Annotated in this window: 15 protein-coding genes; 8 read left to right on the top strand and 7 right to left on the bottom strand. The window is 61.9% G+C overall.

Going from position 1 to position 16,678, the window contains the following annotated elements; genetic code table 11:
- Positions 1 to 23: 23 nt before the first annotated feature.
- From IFT47_RS21265 to IFT47_RS21295, 7 genes are all read left to right on the top strand, one after another.
- A complete protein-coding gene (locus IFT47_RS21265; RefSeq protein WP_192173964.1) occupies positions 24 to 1,892 on the top strand; it encodes an extracellular solute-binding protein in 1,869 nt (622 codons plus the stop codon).
- Positions 1,892 to 2,956: a microcin C ABC transporter permease YejB gene (locus tag IFT47_RS21270; RefSeq protein WP_192173965.1), complete on the top strand. Its 1,065-nt coding sequence runs from the start codon at positions 1,892 to 1,894 to the stop codon at positions 2,954 to 2,956. The genes IFT47_RS21265 and IFT47_RS21270 overlap by 1 nt, the downstream gene beginning before the upstream one ends.
- On the top strand, positions 2,956 to 3,978 hold the full coding sequence (locus IFT47_RS21275) for an ABC transporter permease (protein WP_192173966.1): 1,023 nt from the start codon (positions 2,956 to 2,958) through the stop codon (positions 3,976 to 3,978). Before IFT47_RS21270 ends, IFT47_RS21275 begins: the two co-directional genes overlap by 1 nt.
- A gap of 1 nt (position 3,979) precedes the next feature.
- The gene (locus tag IFT47_RS21280; RefSeq protein ID WP_192173967.1) at positions 3,980 to 5,563 is read left to right on the top strand and encodes an ABC transporter ATP-binding protein; all 1,584 of its coding nucleotides are present in this window, start codon (positions 3,980 to 3,982) and stop codon (positions 5,561 to 5,563) included.
- 63 nt (positions 5,564 to 5,626) lie between these two features.
- Positions 5,627 to 7,042: a sigma-54 interaction domain-containing protein gene (locus IFT47_RS21285; protein ID WP_192173968.1), complete on the top strand. Its 1,416-nt coding sequence runs from the start codon at positions 5,627 to 5,629 to the stop codon at positions 7,040 to 7,042.
- A gap of 257 nt (positions 7,043 to 7,299) precedes the next feature.
- Positions 7,300 to 8,691, top strand: a complete 1,392-nt coding sequence (locus IFT47_RS21290; RefSeq protein ID WP_192173969.1) for a GntP family permease — start codon at positions 7,300 to 7,302, stop codon at positions 8,689 to 8,691.
- Between the two features lie 10 nt (positions 8,692 to 8,701).
- Positions 8,702 to 9,472, top strand: a complete 771-nt coding sequence (locus IFT47_RS21295) for a 3-hydroxybutyrate dehydrogenase (RefSeq protein ID WP_192173970.1) — start codon at positions 8,702 to 8,704, stop codon at positions 9,470 to 9,472.
- A gap of 257 nt (positions 9,473 to 9,729) precedes the next feature.
- Here IFT47_RS21295 and IFT47_RS21300 read toward each other — a convergent pair whose 3' ends face one another.
- A complete protein-coding gene (locus tag IFT47_RS21300; protein ID WP_192173971.1) occupies positions 9,730 to 10,896 on the bottom strand; it encodes a PilT/PilU family type 4a pilus ATPase in 1,167 nt (388 codons plus the stop codon).
- A 211-nt stretch (positions 10,897 to 11,107) separates the two neighbouring features.
- Here IFT47_RS21300 and IFT47_RS21305 point away from each other — a divergent pair, with 211 nt between their 5' ends.
- Positions 11,108 to 11,383, top strand: coding sequence for a peptidylprolyl isomerase (locus IFT47_RS21305; RefSeq protein WP_037009819.1), 276 nt, complete (start codon positions 11,108 to 11,110; stop codon positions 11,381 to 11,383).
- A gap of 308 nt (positions 11,384 to 11,691) precedes the next feature.
- Here the strand turns inward: IFT47_RS21305 and IFT47_RS21310 are convergent, their stop codons facing one another.
- The 6 genes from IFT47_RS21310 to IFT47_RS21335 all read right to left on the bottom strand — a co-directional run bounded on the left by IFT47_RS21310 (position 11,692) and on the right by IFT47_RS21335 (position 16,671).
- Positions 11,692 to 12,633: a sugar kinase gene (locus IFT47_RS21310; protein WP_192173972.1), complete on the bottom strand. Its 942-nt coding sequence runs from the start codon at positions 12,631 to 12,633 to the stop codon at positions 11,692 to 11,694.
- 12 nt (positions 12,634 to 12,645) lie between these two features.
- The gene (locus IFT47_RS21315; RefSeq protein WP_192173973.1) at positions 12,646 to 13,851 is read right to left on the bottom strand and encodes an amino acid deaminase; all 1,206 of its coding nucleotides are present in this window, start codon (positions 13,849 to 13,851) and stop codon (positions 12,646 to 12,648) included.
- A gap of 45 nt (positions 13,852 to 13,896) precedes the next feature.
- Positions 13,897 to 14,658 (bottom strand): IclR family transcriptional regulator, encoded by a 762-nt coding sequence (locus tag IFT47_RS21320; RefSeq protein WP_192173974.1) that lies wholly within the window; start codon positions 14,656 to 14,658, stop codon positions 13,897 to 13,899.
- Positions 14,659 to 14,809: 151 nt separating this feature from the next.
- Positions 14,810 to 15,196 carry a RidA family protein gene (locus tag IFT47_RS21325; protein ID WP_074883073.1) on the bottom strand — a complete coding sequence of 129 codons (387 nt, stop codon included), beginning with the start codon at positions 15,194 to 15,196 and terminating at the stop codon, positions 14,810 to 14,812.
- A gap of 24 nt (positions 15,197 to 15,220) precedes the next feature.
- Entirely contained in the window at positions 15,221 to 16,012 is a 792-nt protein-coding gene (locus tag IFT47_RS21330) for an amino acid ABC transporter ATP-binding protein (RefSeq protein WP_192173975.1), read from the bottom strand.
- Complete coding sequence (locus IFT47_RS21335) at positions 16,009 to 16,671, bottom strand: amino acid ABC transporter permease (RefSeq protein ID WP_192173976.1); 663 nt, start codon at positions 16,669 to 16,671, stop codon at positions 16,009 to 16,011. Before IFT47_RS21335 ends, IFT47_RS21330 begins: the two co-directional genes overlap by 4 nt.
- Positions 16,672 to 16,678 lie beyond the last annotated feature (7 nt).

The raw sequence follows: 16,678 nt of genomic DNA on the forward strand, positions 1-16,678 counted from the left end.
CAATGTCAGTCAGGATTCGTGCAATGCGTTTTGTTTTGTCATCGCTGATGGTTGCAACACTCGTCCTCGTTTCAGGTTTTCAGGTTCTGTCCGCCGCCCCTCAACACGCGTTGACCGTTTACGGCGAGGCGCCACGCTATCCGGCGAATTTCGAACACTTCGATTACGTGAATGCCGCCGCCCCGAAAGGCGGGAGCATGCGCCGCTCGGCGCAGGAAATCGGCCAGTTCGATCACATCATGCCGTACCTCGACAAAGGCACCGGCGTCTCCCAGGTCAATGGCTTGCTTTACTCGCCGCTGGCGGTCAGGTCGCTGGACGAGCCCTACACCGTGTATGGCCTGATCGCAGAGAAAATGGAGCGCGCTCCCGACGGCATGTCATTGCGTTTCTACCTGAGCCCCAAGGCGAAATTCTCCGACGGCTCGCCCATCACCGCCGAAGACGTGCGCTACACCTACAACCTGCTGATGACCCAGGGCAGCCTGTCGTACCGCACCGAGTTTCAGGACGTCAAAGGCGTGGAAGTCGAGTCGCCGACGCAAATTAGGTTTGATTTCAAAAGCAGCGAAAGCCGCACCCTGCCGCTGGATCTGGCCTCGCTGCCAGTGTTTCCCGAACATTGGTGGAAGGACCGCGACTTCGCCAACGGCGGCGGCTTCGAGATCCCGGTGGGCAGCGGCCCGTATCGCATCGGCAAGGTCGACCCGGGTCGCAGCGTCACCTTCGAGCGCAACCCCGACTGGTGGGGCAAGGACCTGCCGGTCAATCGCGGCCAGTACAACTTCGATCATTTCAGCGTCGAGTATTTCGGCGACACCGACGTCGCCCGTCAGGTGCTGCGCGGTGGCGGCTATGACTACAACCGTGAATATTCCGCCACCGGTTATTCGATCGGCTATGACAGCCCGGCCTTGACCGAGGGCCGTCTGCAGCGGGCGCACCTGGCCAAGGGTGCGGTGCAGAGCTCCCAGGGTTTTATCTTCAATCTGGACCGTCCGAAGTTTCAGGACCGTCGCGTGCGCCAGGCGCTGGCGATGCTGTGGGATTTCGAGTGGACCAACAAACAGATGATGCGCAACGTCTATGTGCGCCAGAACAGTTACTTCTCCAACAGTGATCTGGCGGCGACAGCGCTGCCCACCGAGTCCGAGCTGAAGATTCTTGAGCCGCTGCGCGGTCAGGTGCCGCCGGAAGTCTTCACCACGGTGTTCCAGACCCCGAAAACCGATGGCAGCGGTTTCATCCGCGATAAACAGCTGCAGGCCCTGGCGTTGCTCGAAGAAGCAGGCTGGATGCCCCAAGGTGACAAGCTGGTCAACGCCCAGGGCGAACCGTTGAGTTTTACTTTTCTCAACGGCCAGAGCGGCTTCGAGAAAATCCTGCTGCCCTACAAGCGCAATCTGGCGCAGATCGGCATCGATTTCGAAATCCGCCGCATCGACTCGGCACAGTACCTGAACAGGGTCATGGCCCGGGATTACGACATGATCGTCACCGGCTACGGCGTCTCAACCTCCCCCGGCATGGAGCTGTACAACAACTTCGGCTCGAAAGTCGCCACCGATTCCGGCTCCAGCAACTACATGGTCCTGCGCGACCCGGCCGTCGACACACTGATCGAGGGCCTGGCCAAGGCCGACAGCAAGCCCGCGATGATCGATTACGCCCATGCCCTGGACCGGGTGCTGCAGTGGGGCTTCTACTGGATTCCCAACTATTACCCGCCCGGCTCGTCCACGGTGTGGTGGAACCGCTTCGGCATTCCCAAGGTGCAGGCCAGCAACAGTGAGGCCATCGACACCTGGTGGGAAGTCAGCCCCCAGGCACTGACCAACGAAGAGTTCGCCCGACAACGGGGCGCTTCGGCCATTCCCTCGGAGGTCAAGTAATGCTCGGCTACCTGATGAGGCGCCTGCTGCTGATCATTCCGACGCTGCTGTGCATTCTGTTGGTCAACTTCTTCATCGTGCAGGCCGCGCCCGGCGGCCCGGTCGAGCAAGCCATCGCCAAGCTGCAAGGGGTGGCCGGGGGCACGATTGGCGCCGGCCACACCGAAACCATGAACGCCGGCCAGTCCCGAGCCAGTCGCGGCCTCGATCCCAAGCTGATCAAGGAAATCGAACACCAATACGGCTTCGACAAACCCTTGCACGAGCGCTTGTGGCTGATGCTGAAGAACTACGCGCAGCTGGATTTCGGCAACAGCTTCTTTCGCGGCGCCAAGGTGACGGACCTGATCCTGGAGAAAATGCCCGTCTCTATCTCACTGGGGCTGTGGGCCACATTGATTACCTACCTGGTGTCGATCCCTCTGGGCATCCGCAAGGCGGTCAAGCACGGCAGCCACTTCGACATCTGGAGCAGCACGGCAATCATCATCGGTTACGCGATGCCGGCCTTTCTGTTCGCCATGCTGCTGGTGGTGCTGTTTGCCGGCGGCACGTCGCTGAGCTGGTTCCCGGTGCGCGGCCTGGTGTCCGAAAACTTTGATCAATTGAGCACCCTGGGCAAGATCGCCGACTACTTCTGGCACCTGGTATTGCCAGTGACGTCGCTGGTGATTGGCGGCTTCGCGACGCTGACCATTCTGACCAAGAACTCCTTCCTCAACGAAGTCACCCGCCAGTACGTCGTGACCGCCCGGGCCAAAGGCCTGAGCGAGCGGCGGGTGCTTTACGGCCATGTGTTCCGCAACGCCATGTTGCTGATCGTGGCCGGCATTCCCCAGGCGTTCATCAGTGTGTTCTTTGCCGGTTCGTTGATGATCGAAGTGATCTTTTCCCTCGACGGCCTCGGCCGCATGAGTTACGAAGCCGCGGTGTCGCGGGACTACCCGGTGGTGTTCGGTTCGCTGTTCATCTTCACGCTGTTCGGGTTGCTGATAAAGCTGGTCGGGGACATCTGCTACACCCTGGTCGACCCCCGAATCGACTTCAGCGCGAGGAATGCGTGATGCGCAGACTGTCTCCGGTGGCTCGCCGTCGCTTCGAGCGCTTTCGCAATAACCGCCGCGGCTGGTGGTCGCTGTGGCTGTTCTGCGGGCTGTTCGTGCTCAGCCTGTGCGGCGAACTCATCGCCAACGACAAACCCTTGGTGCTGAGTTATCAGCACGAACTGTATTTCCCCGCCTTCAAGCGCCACACCGAGCAGGAATTCGGCGGCCAGTTGCCGTTTCAGCCGGATTACCGCAGCGATTACGTGCGCCAGCTGATCAGCAAGGGCGACGGCTGGATGCTGTTTCCGCCGATTCCGTTCAGCGATGACACCCCCAACTATGACCTGAACAAGCCCGCGCCGAGCCCGCCCTCCTCGATCAACTGGCTGGGCACCGACGATCAGGCCCGGGACGTGCTGGCCCGGGTGATTTTCGGCGCGCGGGTGTCGATTCTGTTTGCCCTGGCGCTGACCTTCATCAGTGCGCTGATTGGCATCGCCGCCGGCGCATTGCAGGGCTATTACGGCGGCTGGGTGGATTTGCTCGGCCAGCGCCTGCTGGAAGTCTGGTCCGGCCTGCCGGTGCTGTACCTGCTGATCATTCTGTCGGGCTTCGTCGAGCCGAATTTCTGGTGGCTGCTGGGGATCATGGCGCTCTTTTCATGGCTGGCGCTGGTGGACGTGGTGCGCGCCGAGTTCCTGCGCGGGCGCAATCTGGAATACGTCAAAGCGGCGCGCGCGCTGGGATTGAGTGATCGCAAGGTGATCCTGCGGCACATCCTGCCCAACGCGATGAACGCGACCCTGAGCTATCTGCCGTTCATCCTCACCGGGGCGATTTCCACGCTGACCGCGCTGGATTTCCTCGGCTTCGGCATGCCCGCCGGCAGCGCGTCCCTGGGCGAGCTGATCGCCCAGGGCAAACAGAACCTGCAGGCGCCATGGCTGGGCTTCACGGCATTTTTCACACTGGCGCTGATACTGTCGCTGCTGGTGTTTATTGGCGAGGCCCTGCGGGATGCCTTCGACCCGAGGTCCTGAGATGTCCGAAAACCTGATCGAAATCCGCGACCTCTCGGTGTCGTTCAACGACCACAGGGTGGTCAAGCACCTCAGCCTGGACATCCCGGCCGGCGAGTGCTTGGCATTGGTCGGAGAGTCGGGCTCGGGCAAATCGGTGACCGCCCACTCGATCCTGCAACTGCTGCCCCAGGCCGGCACGCTGAGCACCGGCAGCATTCGTTATCGCGGCAAGGAACTGCTCGGCGCCGATGGCAACGTCATGCGCGAGCTGCGGGGCAATCAGATCGCGATGATCTTTCAGGAGCCGATGACCTCGCTGAACCCGCTGCACACGGTGTCCCGCCAAATCGGCGAGACCTTGTTGCTGCATAAGGGGATGGCGGGCAAGGCAGCCCAGGCGCGGATCATCGAGCTGCTGGAGCTGGTCGGCATTCAGCACCCGAAGAAGCGCCTGAAGGCCTACCCCCATGAGTTGTCCGGCGGTCAACGCCAGCGAGTGATGATCGCCATGGCCCTGGCCTGCGAGCCGGAACTGCTGATTGCCGATGAGCCCACTACTGCGCTGGACGTGACGGTGCAGCGCAAGATCCTGCTGCTGCTCAAACAGCTTCAGCAACGGCTGAACATGTCGCTGTTGCTGATCAGCCACGACCTGAATCTGGTGCACAGCATCGCCCAGCGGGTGTGCGTCATGCGCGCCGGGGAAATCGTCGAGCAGTCCAATTGCCAGCTGTTGTTCAAGAACCCGCAACACCCTTACAGCCGCTTGCTGCTGGACGCGGAACCGGCGGGCGAGCCGTTGCCCCGGGACACCCGCGAGAAGGTCCTTGAGGTCGACAACCTGCGCGTCTGGTTCTCCCTCGGCGGCGGGATTTTCAACCGGCACCACGAGTACCTGAAAGCCGTCGATGACATCAGCCTGAGCATCGAGCGCGGCAAAACCCTGGGCATCGTTGGCGAATCCGGCTCGGGCAAGTCGACACTTGGTCAGGCCATCCTGCGCTTGCTGGAATCCCGTGGCAGTATCCGCTTCAAGGGTCATGGGCTGGACAGCCTGAATCAGAAGCAGATGCGCCCATGGCGCAAGCAGATGCAGGTGGTGTTTCAGGACCCTTACGGCAGCCTCAGCCCGCGCATGTCGGTGGCACAGATCATCAGCGAGGGCCTGGAAGTTCACAGCGACCTGGACAAGGCCAGCTGTGAGGCCGAAGTGATTCGCGCACTGGAGGAAGTCGGCATCGACCCGTCGAGCCGGCACCGCTACCCCCACGAGTTTTCCGGTGGGCAGCGGCAACGTATCGCCATTGCCCGCGCCCTTGTGCTTAAACCTGCCTTGATATTGCTCGACGAACCGACCTCTGCGCTGGATCGCACCGTGCAGAAGCAGGTCGTCGCGTTGTTGCGTCAGTTGCAGGAACGGCATGGCCTGACTTACCTGTTCATCAGTCACGACCTGGCGGTGGTCAAGGCGCTGGCCCATGACCTGATCGTGGTCAAGGACGGCAAGGTGGTCGAGCGTGGCGCGAGCCACGACGTGTTCGATGCGCCACAGCATCCCTACACCCGGGAACTGCTGGCGGCAGCGCACCCCGGTTTCAATTGAAGCCATTTTGAATTCGTAGTCTGTGCGGCCAGATGCCGAGGAACAGGAAGGACGGAACCGCACATGAAAGACAGTGAGAGCCTGAAGGATTACCGACGCGTTCGGCGACTGGCGATCCGTTCGCTTTTCGAGATCATCGAGCAGTCCAGCGAAGGCACGGTCATTGTCGACCGCGACGCGCGCATCGTCTGGATCAACGAGCGTTACGCACGCCGCTTTGGCCTCGAAGACCCCAGCCGCGCGGTGGGTCAGCCCTGCGAACAGGTGATTCCCGGCAGCCTGCTGCGCCAGGTGGCGAGCAACGGTCAGCCGATTCTGCTGGACATGATGGACACGGCGAAGGATCCGCTGGTGGTCATGCGCCTGCCGATTCATGACGACGGCGGCGCGGTGATCGGCGCCATCGGTTTTGCGCTGTTCGATGAGCTGCACGCGCTGTCGCCGCTGCTCAAGCGCTATTCAAGCATGCAGCAGGAACTGGCCTCGACCCGCTCCCTCCTGCGCGCCCGTCAGGCCAAATACAGTTTTGCCCACTTCATCGGCACCAGTGCCGCCAGCCTGGAAGTCAAACGCCGCGCCCGGCGCAGCGCCAGCACCGATTCGCCGGTGTTGCTGCTCGGTGAAACCGGAACCGGCAAGGAGCTGCTGGCCCACGCCGTGCACAATAGCTCGCCACGGGCGCACAAACCCTTCATCAGCATCAACAGCGCGGCCATCCCCGAAGCGTTGCTTGAGGCGGAGTTCTTCGGCACCGCCCCCGGCGCATTCACCGGCGCAGACCGCAAGGGGCGGCAGGGCAAATTGCACCTGGCCGAGGGTGGCACGCTGTTTCTTGATGAGATCGGCGATATGCCCCTGCCGCTGCAGAGCAAGCTGCTGCGCGTACTGCAGGAAAAAGAGTACGAGCCGGTGGGTTCCAACGAAATGATCAAAAGCGATGTGCGCCTGATCGCGGCGACCTCTACGGATCTCGAAGCGGCGATCAAGCGTGGGGAGTTTCGTGCTGACCTGTATTACCGGTTGAGCGTGCTGCCCATCCGGGTGCCGCCGTTGCGCGAGCGTCTGGATGATATTCCGGCGTTGACCGAAGCGATTCTCGAGGACCTGCGCAGCCAGCACGAACTGGCACCTGCAGCCATGGCCGCCCTCGCACAGCATGCCTGGCCGGGCAACATTCGCGAGCTGCGCAACGTGCTCGAACGTGCGGCATTGCTCAGCGACGATCTGCAGCTCAATCCCGGCGACATTCGCGCGGCCATCGGCACGCTGGTTCCCGTGACCAGTCCGCCGGCAACGGCCTCGTTGGCGTCCAATGATCAGACGTACAGCGAGGCGCGGCAGCATTTCGACCGGGAGCTGATTCAGACGAAGCTGGCGCAGTGTGCGGGGAACGTGATCCTCGCGGCCCGGCAGCTGGGACTGGGGCGTTCGACGCTGTACAAGAAAATGGCAGCGCTGGGGATCGCCGAGTCTCAATAGAGAGACTGGCTATCCATGATGCTGGACTGATCGATAGAAGCCTTGATCCAGAGCTGTCGCCACCCAGGGCAACGGGTTGGTCAGATGCCGAATTCCACAATCGTGGTCTCATTTTCTGGACGAATCTGACCCGCCGCCCTGACGCCACCAAGCAAATCCCTTAGGAATCAGCCAGTTAGCGCACTGGCATGAAAGTAGCTATACCTCCTGTTGCGCGGCCTCGCCGCACCCAAAACAAAAACAACAGGAGACACTCGATGAGTGTGATCATCGCTTTAGCGGCCCTTACGCTGCTGATGCTGGCTGCCTACCGGGGTTACAGCGTCATCCTCTTTGCCCCCATCGCGGCCCTCGGTGCCGTGCTGCTCACCGACCCCTCTGCCGTGGCGCCCGCCTTCACCGGCGTGTTCATGGACAAGATGGTCGGCTTCGTCAAACTCTACTTCCCGGTGTTTTTGCTTGGTGCCGTGTTCGGCAAGCTGATCGAGCTGTCGGGTTTTTCGCGCTCTATCGTGGCGGCAGCCATACGCCTGCTCGGCACCCGCCAGGCGATGCTGGTGATCGTGCTGGTCTGCGCGCTGCTGACCTATGGCGGTGTGTCGCTGTTTGTGGTGGTGTTTGCGGTCTACCCGTTCGCCGCCGAGATGTTCCGCCAGAGCAACATTCCCAAACGGCTGATTCCGGCGACCATCGCCCTCGGTGCGTTTTCGTTCACCATGGACGCCCTGCCCGGCACCCCGCAGATCCAGAACATCATCCCCTCGACCTTCTTCAACACCACGGCGTGGGCGGCGCCGTGGCTGGGCCTGATCGGCACAGCGTTCGTGTTCAGCGTCGGCATGCTGTTTCTGCAGCGCCAGCGCAACAAGGCCCAGCGTGCCGGCGAAGGCTACGGCACTGAGTTGCGCAACGAGCCGGACACCCCGGACGACATCGCCCTGCCCAACCCGTGGATCGCACTGGCGCCGCTGTTGCTGGTGGGGATCATGAACCTGCTGTTCACCCAGTGGATTCCCCAGTGGTACGGCAAGACTCACACCCTCGCGCTCCCGGGTATGGCGACGCCGGTGCAGACCGACATCGCCAAGATCACCGCGATCTGGGCTGTGGAAGCGGCGTTGCTGGTGGGAATTGTCTTTGTGCTGCTATTCGCCTTCAAGACGGTGAAATCGAAGCTGGCCGAAGGCAGCAAGGGCGCAGTCAGCGGCGCGCTGCTGGCGGCGATGAATACGGCCTCGGAATACGGTTTTGGCGCTGTGATTGCGTCGTTGCCCGGATTCCTGGTGCTGGCTGACGGGCTCAAAAGCATTCCCAATCCGTTGGTCAATGAAGCGATTACCGTGACCTTGCTGGCGGGGATCACCGGTTCGGCGTCCGGGGGCATGAGTATTGCGCTGGCGGCGATGTCCGATAGCTTTATCGCGGCGGCCCACGCGGCGAACATTCCGCTGGAGGTGTTACACCGCGTCGCGGCCATGGCCAGCGGCGGCATGGACACGCTCCCGCACAACGGCGCGGTCATCACCCTGCTGGCGGTCACCGGCCTGACCCACCGTGAGGCCTATAAGGACATCTTCGGCATCACCCTCATCAAGACACTGGCGGTGTTCGTGGTGATCGGCGTTTTCTATGCAACCGGCATCGTATGAGGAATCGAACATGAGTCTGCAAGGCAAAACCGCACTGGTCACCGGCTCCACCAGTGGCATCGGCCTGGGCATCGCGCTGACGCTGGCCAAGGCTGGCGCAAATCTGGTGCTCAACGGTTTCGGCGATGCATCGGCGGTGATCGAGCAGGTCAAGCAGTACGGCGGGAAAGTCGGCCACCACCCGGCGGACGTCAGCGATGTCGCGCAGATCGCCGACATGATTGCCTACGCCGAGCGTGAGTTTGGCGGCGTCGACATTCTGGTCAATAACGCAGGGATTCAGCACGTCGACGCGGTGGAGGATTTCCCGGTGGAGAGCTGGGACAAGATCATTGCCATCAACCTGTCGTCGGTGTTTCACAGCACGCGGCTGTGCCTGCCGGGCATGCGTGCCAAGGGCTGGGGGCGAATCGTGAACATTGCGTCGGTGCATGGCCTGGTGGGTTCGTCGGGCAAGGCGGCGTACGTGGCAGCCAAGCACGGCGTCATCGGGTTGACCAAGGTGGTCGGGCTGGAAACCGCTGCAAGCAATGTCACCTGCAACGCCATCTGCCCCGGGTGGGTGCTGACGCCACTGGTGCAGAAGCAGATCGATGATCGCGCTGCGCAGACCGGTGACCTGGAACAGGCGAAGCATGACCTGCTGGCGGAGAAGCAGCCGTCGCTGGAATTCGTGACCCCTTCGCAGCTGGGGGAGTTGACGGTGTTTCTGTGCAGCGAAGCGGGCGCGCAGGTGCGTGGCGCGGCGTGGAATATCGATGGCGGGTGGCTGGCGCGCTGAGCCTGGTAGGACTGGCTTTAGCCCGGAAAGCGTCGGTCGCTGCACCTCTAAAGGTGTGTTGCTCAAACCGGCCCATTCCCGGCTGAAGCCGGACCTACAAGGGTACGCGGACATCAGTGGGACTGGCTTTAGCCGGGAAAGCGTCGGTCGCTACACCTCGAAATGTGTGGTGCTCAAACCGGCCTCTTCCCGGCTGAAGCCGGTCCCACAAGGGTACGCGTCGGTGATGACACCGCAGAATCATCGCAAGGGAAACCTCAACTCCCCGGCTCATCCCGCTCATCCACCAGCCCCCAATCCTTCACATTCACCTGCGCAGCGGGCTGGGGCGCACGGGGCGGGGTGGCGATGGTGGATGGCCCGTCTTCGCTGTGCAACTTCAACCGCAGGCGCACGTTGTTGGCGGAATCCGCATTCTTCACGGCCTCGTCTTCCGTGATCGCACCCTCCACCGCCAAGTCATACAGCGCGTTGTCGAAGGTTTGCATGCCGAGGTTGGTGGACTTCTCCATGATGCCCTTGAGCTCGGTCAGCTCGTTGCGGTGGATCAGGTCTCGAATGGTCGGCGTGCCCAGCATCACCTCCACTGCCGCACGGCGTTTACCGTCGGTGGTCTTGACCAGTCGCTGGGAGACGAACGCCTTGAGGTTGTTGCCCAGGTCATGGAGTAACTGCGGGCGGCGCTCTTCGGGGAAGAAATTGATAATGCGGTCCAGCGCCTGGTTGGCGTTGTTGGCGTGCAGCGTCGAGATCGCCAGGTGGCCGGTGTCGGCAAATGCCAGCGCGTGCTCCATGGTCTCGCGGTCGCGGATTTCGCCGATCAGGATCACGTCCGGCGCCTGACGCAGGGTGTTCTTCAGCGCCGCGTGGAAGCTGCGCGTGTCGACGCCCACTTCGCGCTGGTTGATGATCGAGCGCTTGTGTTTGTGAATGAACTCCACCGGGTCTTCGATGGTGATGATGTGGCCGCTGGCGTGGCGGTTGCGGTGATCGATCAGTGCCGCCAGGGAGGTCGATTTACCCGAACCGGTGGCGCCGACAAAGAGCACCAGGCCGTGCTTTTCCATGATCACATCGAGCAGGATCGGCGGCAGGTGCAGGTCTTCGAATTTGGGGATGTCGAGCTTGATGTTGCGCGCCACGATCGACACTTCATTGCGCTGCTTGAAGATGTTGATCCGGAAACGCCCGACGCCGGACAGGGAAAACGCCAGGTTCATTTCCAGATCCCGTTCGAAATCCACGCGCTGCTCGGCGTCCATGATCGCGTTGGCGATCAGGCCGACGTCGCCGGGTTTGAACGCTTCCGTGCCCAGCGGCTTGAGCACGCCGTTGAACTTGGCGCAAGGGGGCGCGCCCGTGGACAGGTAAAGGTCCGATCCATCCTGGGTGGCAAGCACCTTCAACAACGCCGGAAAATCCATAAGGCAACACCGCACAAGAGGTTTGAGGAGACTGCAGGCCTACAGTGTGTCGACCTTCGGCCGGTTTCAACGTTCGGGCTGTTTGACTGGCCGGGTCGGGCGTGTCTCAGGTCCGATTTACACGTTCGTCCGGTCAAGGTGTGGGAAATTACCCGAAATCGCGCAGCAAAGGCATAATGCGCGGCTTTTTTATCGAGACGTCCGGACCATCATGAAAGCCCAAGCCCGCCACATTCTGGTCAAGACCGCTGAAGAAGCCGAGCAACTGAAGCAGCGCATTGCCAAGGGCGAAGCGTTCGACGTGCTGGCGAAGAAGTATTCGACCTGCCCGAGCGGCAAGCGCGGCGGCGATCTGGGTGAGGTGCGGCCGGGCCAGATGGTCGGCGCGATTGACCAGGTGATTTTCAAAAAGCCGTTGCGGACCGTGCATGGTCCGGTCAAAAGCAAATTCGGGTATCACCTGGTGCAGGTTTTTTATCGGGATTGAGGGTACAGCCGAGACCCTTGCAGCGATCTCAGGGCCCTTTCCCGGCTGAAGCCGGTCCTACAAAGGTCCGCATTCCCTCAGCCAATCCCACTGAATGCACGCGATTCTTTAGTGGGACCGGCTTTAGCCGGGAAGAGGCCCGCATGCACACCCTCGATTTCGCGGCATAACGCCCGACGCCTTCCCGGCTGAAGCCGGTCCCACAAGGGTCCGCATTCCTTCAGCCAATCCCACTGAACGCGCGCGATTCTTTAGTGGGACCGGCTTTAGCCGGGAAGAGGCCGGTGGCCACACCATCTATTTCCCATTCAGACCGGCATCACGCTGCGCGGTATCAACGCGCCCGGGTGCTGAATCACCAGGCTCGCCAACTGATGCCCGGCATTGGCCGCATCTTTTGGACCCCCGCCGCGCAAACGCCGAGCCAGATAGGCAGCACTGAACGAATCCCCCGCCGCCGTGGTGTCGATGACCTTCTGCACGGTGTGCGCCGGCACTTCATAACGCCGGTCGTCGACACTGACGAGACAGCTCTCGGCCCCGCGTTTCACCACCACCTCGCTGACACCCATGGCCCGGTAGGTCTGCAGAATCTCCTCGACGTCGCTGTAGTCGAACAGCGCCTGCTCATCCTCCTCGGTCAGCAGCGCTAGATCGACTTCGTGCATGACCGCGCGATACGCCTGACGCGCCTGTTCGACGCTGCGCCACAAGCGCGGCCGGTAATTGTTGTCGAACACCACCCTCGCCCCTCGGTCCCGGGCATCGCCAAGGGTCGAGAGCAGCCGCGCCCTGCCCGTTTCACCCAGCACCGCCAGGGTGATGCCGCTGAAATACAGCACGTCGTAATCCGGCAGCGCGGCCAGCACCGGCTCGGCCGCTGGCGTGGTGAAGCATTCGCGCACCGCCGCCTCGTTGCGCCAGTAGAGAAAACGTCGCTCCCCGTTGGCGTCGGTCTGAATGCAATACAACCCCGGCAGCCTCCCCGGCAGACGCTGTACCCGACTCAGACCAATGCCCTCATCTGTCCAGACCTGGCACATGGCGTCGCTGAAACTGTCGTCGCCCAGCGCCGTGACGTAATCCACCTGCGCCGCCGAACCCAGCAGGCGCGACAGGTATACCGCGGTGTTCAGCGTGTCGCCGCCGAAGCTCTGCTTGAGCGTGCCGTTGGCGTGCTGTTGCAACTCGATCATGCATTCGCCGATCAGCGCGACGCGCGGATAGCTGTGACTGACCATTTCACTCATCGCAAACTCCTGTCAGAAGCAGGTATCGAAGGATTCGATGACGCACAGATCATCACCCACCAGGCAACCCGTGCGCCATTTGTCGAAGGTCAGGCACGGGTGCGAGGTGCCGAACGAAATGATATCGCCCACTTTCAATTCGCAACCGGGCGCGACGGTCATGAACGCGTGCTGGTCCATCACAGCAGTGACTTTGCACGCGCTGACGTCCTCGCCAATCGCCGGCACCGCCCCCGGCGCATAGCGCTTGATCGGGTTGGGCATGCCGGCGTCGAACGCCACGTCGCGTTTGCCCATGGCGATCACCGCAAAACCCGGCTCCGGCATCGATTGCACATGGGCCCAGACCTCCATCGCTGGCTGCAAGCCCTCACTCAGGTCGTGACGTCGATCGAGCACGCAGCACTGCGCGTCTTTGTAGATGCCGTGGTCGTGGACCACGTAACTGCCGGGGCGCAACACGCTCAGGAAACGCTCGCGCACCTGCTGTTTGTCGAATTCTTCGGCGATCAGGTCGTACCAGGCCGAACCCGAGGCCGTGACGATCGGGCGATCCAGCGCAAACGCGCCCTTGTCCTGCAGCGTCACGGCCAGCCGCACCAGCGACGTGGCGAACGCGCGAATGCCGCTCACGGCTTGGTCGCCATGGATCACGCCCTCGTAGCCTTCGATGCCGGTCAGCTTCAGCGCCGGTTGCGCGGCGATGGCGTCGGCCAGGGCCATGACCTCGGCTTCACTGCGGCAACCGCAACGTCCACCGACCACGCCGTACTCGATCATCACATTCAAGTTCAGGCCCTTGGCGGCGAAGAACTCGCCCAGCGCCTTGACGTTGTCCGGGTGATCGACCATGCAGTGAAAGTCGAACATCCCGTCGGTGAGCATCTCGGCGATGATCGCCATGTTCGGCGCGCCGACCAGTTGATTGGCCATCAGCACGCGACGCACGCCATGAGCGTAGGCCGCGCGGGTCTGCACCGCCGTGGCGAGGGTCATGCCCCACGCGCCGTGCTGCAACTGCCGCAGAAACAGCGCCGGGACCATGCTGGTCTTGCCGTGGGGCGCGAGCTCGGCGCCGCTGTCACTCACGAACTTCTGCATCCAGCGCAGGTTGTGCTCCAGCGCCGTGTCGTGGATCACCAGCGCGGGCAGGCTGACGTCGCGCACCAGGTGGTCGCCGGGTTGCGTGGCGCCTTTTTCAATCGCGGCAATGCTCATCTCTGTTCTCCTGAATTTTTTGTTCGAGTGTACGTAAGGCCGACGCTATTCGATGACGCGCCGGGCCAGACCGTTGGCGGTGTCAATCAGCACGCGCCGGTAATGATCGTAATGGGCGGTGGCGTCGGCGCGCGGGGCGACGATGCACAGGGTCGCGATGCAGATGCCCTGTTTGTCCCGCACCGGCGCGGCGAAGCAATGGGTGAAGGTGTCGGCGATGCTGTCGAAGGAAAAGAAGCCGTCGTCGTGGGCCTTGCGGATCTCGGCGAGAAACGTCTCGATCGGCAGGCGCTGGCCGTCCGGCAGGATGAAGTCCTCGTCGTCGATCAGGTCGATGATCGCCTGATCGGTGAGGTGCCCGAGCAGCAGCCGCCCCGAGGCGGTCCACGGGATCGGCGCGTCCTCGCCGATGTCCGACGAAATACGAAAATGCCGCGCGCCTTCTTTCATCAGCGCGACGGTGTATTTGCGGCCGTTGAGCAGGCACATCTGCGCGGTTTCCCGGGTCTGCTCGACGATTTCACCCAAGCTGACTTCGGCCTCGCGAGTGAAGTCGAAGTGACGCAGATGCGCCTGCCCAAGGAAGTACAACTGCCGGCCCAGGTACACATGGCCATCCTTGCCGACGGTCTCGAGGACGCGCCGCTCCAGCAGCGAACTGACCAGCTCATACACCGTCGATTTCGGGCTGCCGATGCCACTGGCGATCTCGTTGGGCCGCATCGGCGTGCCGGTTTCCTTGAGAAAATCGAGAATATCGAACGCTCGGTCTAAACCACGGGCCCGGCGTTTGATGTCTTCGGTCATAAGAGCAGCTCCAGGCTAAAGGGCGCGGATGCAAAAACGCCTTTAGCCTTTAAAAATGGGGTAGGCAATTGGGCTGCAAGCTTCAAGCGGCACGTGTTGCATCAGCGCTCTACCGACTTGCAGCTTGCAGCTTAAAGCTTGCCGCTGCTCCTTACTTTTTCTTGTAGGCAATGCAATCGATCTCGACCTTGCAGTCGACCATCATGTTGGCCTGCACGCAGGCGCGGGCCGGGGCATGTTCCGGGGAAAAATACTCGCCGAAAACCTTGTTAAAGCTCCAGAAATCACGGGGGTCTTCCAGCCACACGCCAACGCGCACCACGTCTTCCAGGCCGTAACCGGCCTCGGTCAGGATGGCCACCAGGTTCTGCATGGTTTTATGGGTCTGCTCGACGATCCCGCCGTTGATGATCTCACCGTTTTCGGCCGGCACCTGCCCCGACACATGCAGCCAGCCATCGGCTTCGACGGCGCGGGCGAATGGACGTGGCTGGCCGCCACCTGCGGTACTGCCGGCACCGTAACGAGTAATGCTCATGAAAATCTCCTTTGATTGAGCGTCTTAAAAACGAATGTTCTTGAGGAATTCAGCCAGACGCGCTGACTTGGGTTGTTCGAATAATGCCTTGGGCGGGCCCTGCTCTTCGATACGGCCCTGGTTCATGAACACGATCTGATCGGACACCTCGTAGGCGAAGCGCATCTCGTGGGTCACCAGCAACATGGTCATGCCCTCTTCCGCCAGGCCCTTGATCACGCTGAGCACCTCGCCCACCAGCTCCGGGTCCAGCGCCGACGTGACCTCGTCGAACAACATCAGGCTCGGGTTCATGGCAATGGCGCGGGCAATCGCCACGCGCTGCTGCTGACCGCCGGACAACTGACCGGGAAAGTGATTGCGCCGCTCCAGCAGGCCCACGCGCTCCAGCCACTTTTCGGCCAGCGCAACGGCCTGGTCCTTGGGCAGCTTTTTTACTTTGAGCAGGCCGAGGGTAACGTTCTGCAGCGCGGTCAAGTGCGGGAACAGGTTGAACTGCTGAAACGCCATGCCGGTCATCGCCCGGTGCTGCGCGATGAGTTTTTCCGGATGACGCACGCGCTTGCCACTGACGTCGCTGTAGCCGATGTCCTGACCTTCGAGACGAATGTGCCCGCCCTGAAATTCTTCCAGCAGATTGACGCAACGCAACAGCGTGGTTTTGCCCGAGCCGCTGGAGCCGATCAGCGTCACCACGTTGCCTTTGTTCATCTTCAGGTCGACGCCCTTGAGCACTTCAACCGGGCCATAGGATTTGTGCAGCCCTTCGATGCTCAATAGAGCCGGAGCGGCAGGTGCGGTTTGAGTCTGTGTCATGGCAAGGCCACCCGTTTTTCGATTTGCCGCCCAAGAAGCTCGATGGCGTAGTTGATGACGAAGAAGAGAAAGCCGGCGAACAGGTAAAACTCGAGGGTCATGAAGTTGCGCGCGATGACCTGCTGGGTGCTGAGAAGCAGCTCGGCCACGCCGATCACCGAGAGCAGGGTCGAGGCCTTGACGATCTCGGTAGACGAATTGACCCAGGTCGGCAATATCTGCCGCAGCGCTTGAGGCAACAGCACATAACTGAGGGACTGACCGAACGTCAGGCCGATGGCCTTGCCCGCTTCCAGTTGCCCGCGCGGGATGGCCTGCAAGGCACCGCGCGCGATCTCGGCGACATGGGAGCCGCAAAACAGCGTCAGGCCCAGCGCACCGGCCTGGAACGCGCCGATCTGCCAGCCCAGCGCCGGTGCCATGTAGAAGCAGGCCAGCACCAGGACAAACACGGGCGTGCCGCGAATCAGATCGACGTAGGCGCGAAACGGCAGGCGCGCCCACCATTTCCCGTAGGTCAGGATCAGCCCGGCGAACACGCCGATCACCGTGCCGAACACGATCGCCAGTCCCGCGCACTGCACGCTGGTGAGAAACCCTGCCCACAACGCCTCCCGGGCAATCCACAATTCATGCAACCAACTGGGTTGTTCGTACATGGTCCGG

Source organism: Pseudomonas sp. CFBP 13711 (assembly GCF_014842265.1).
Lineage (GTDB): Bacteria > Pseudomonadota > Gammaproteobacteria > Pseudomonadales > Pseudomonadaceae > Aquipseudomonas.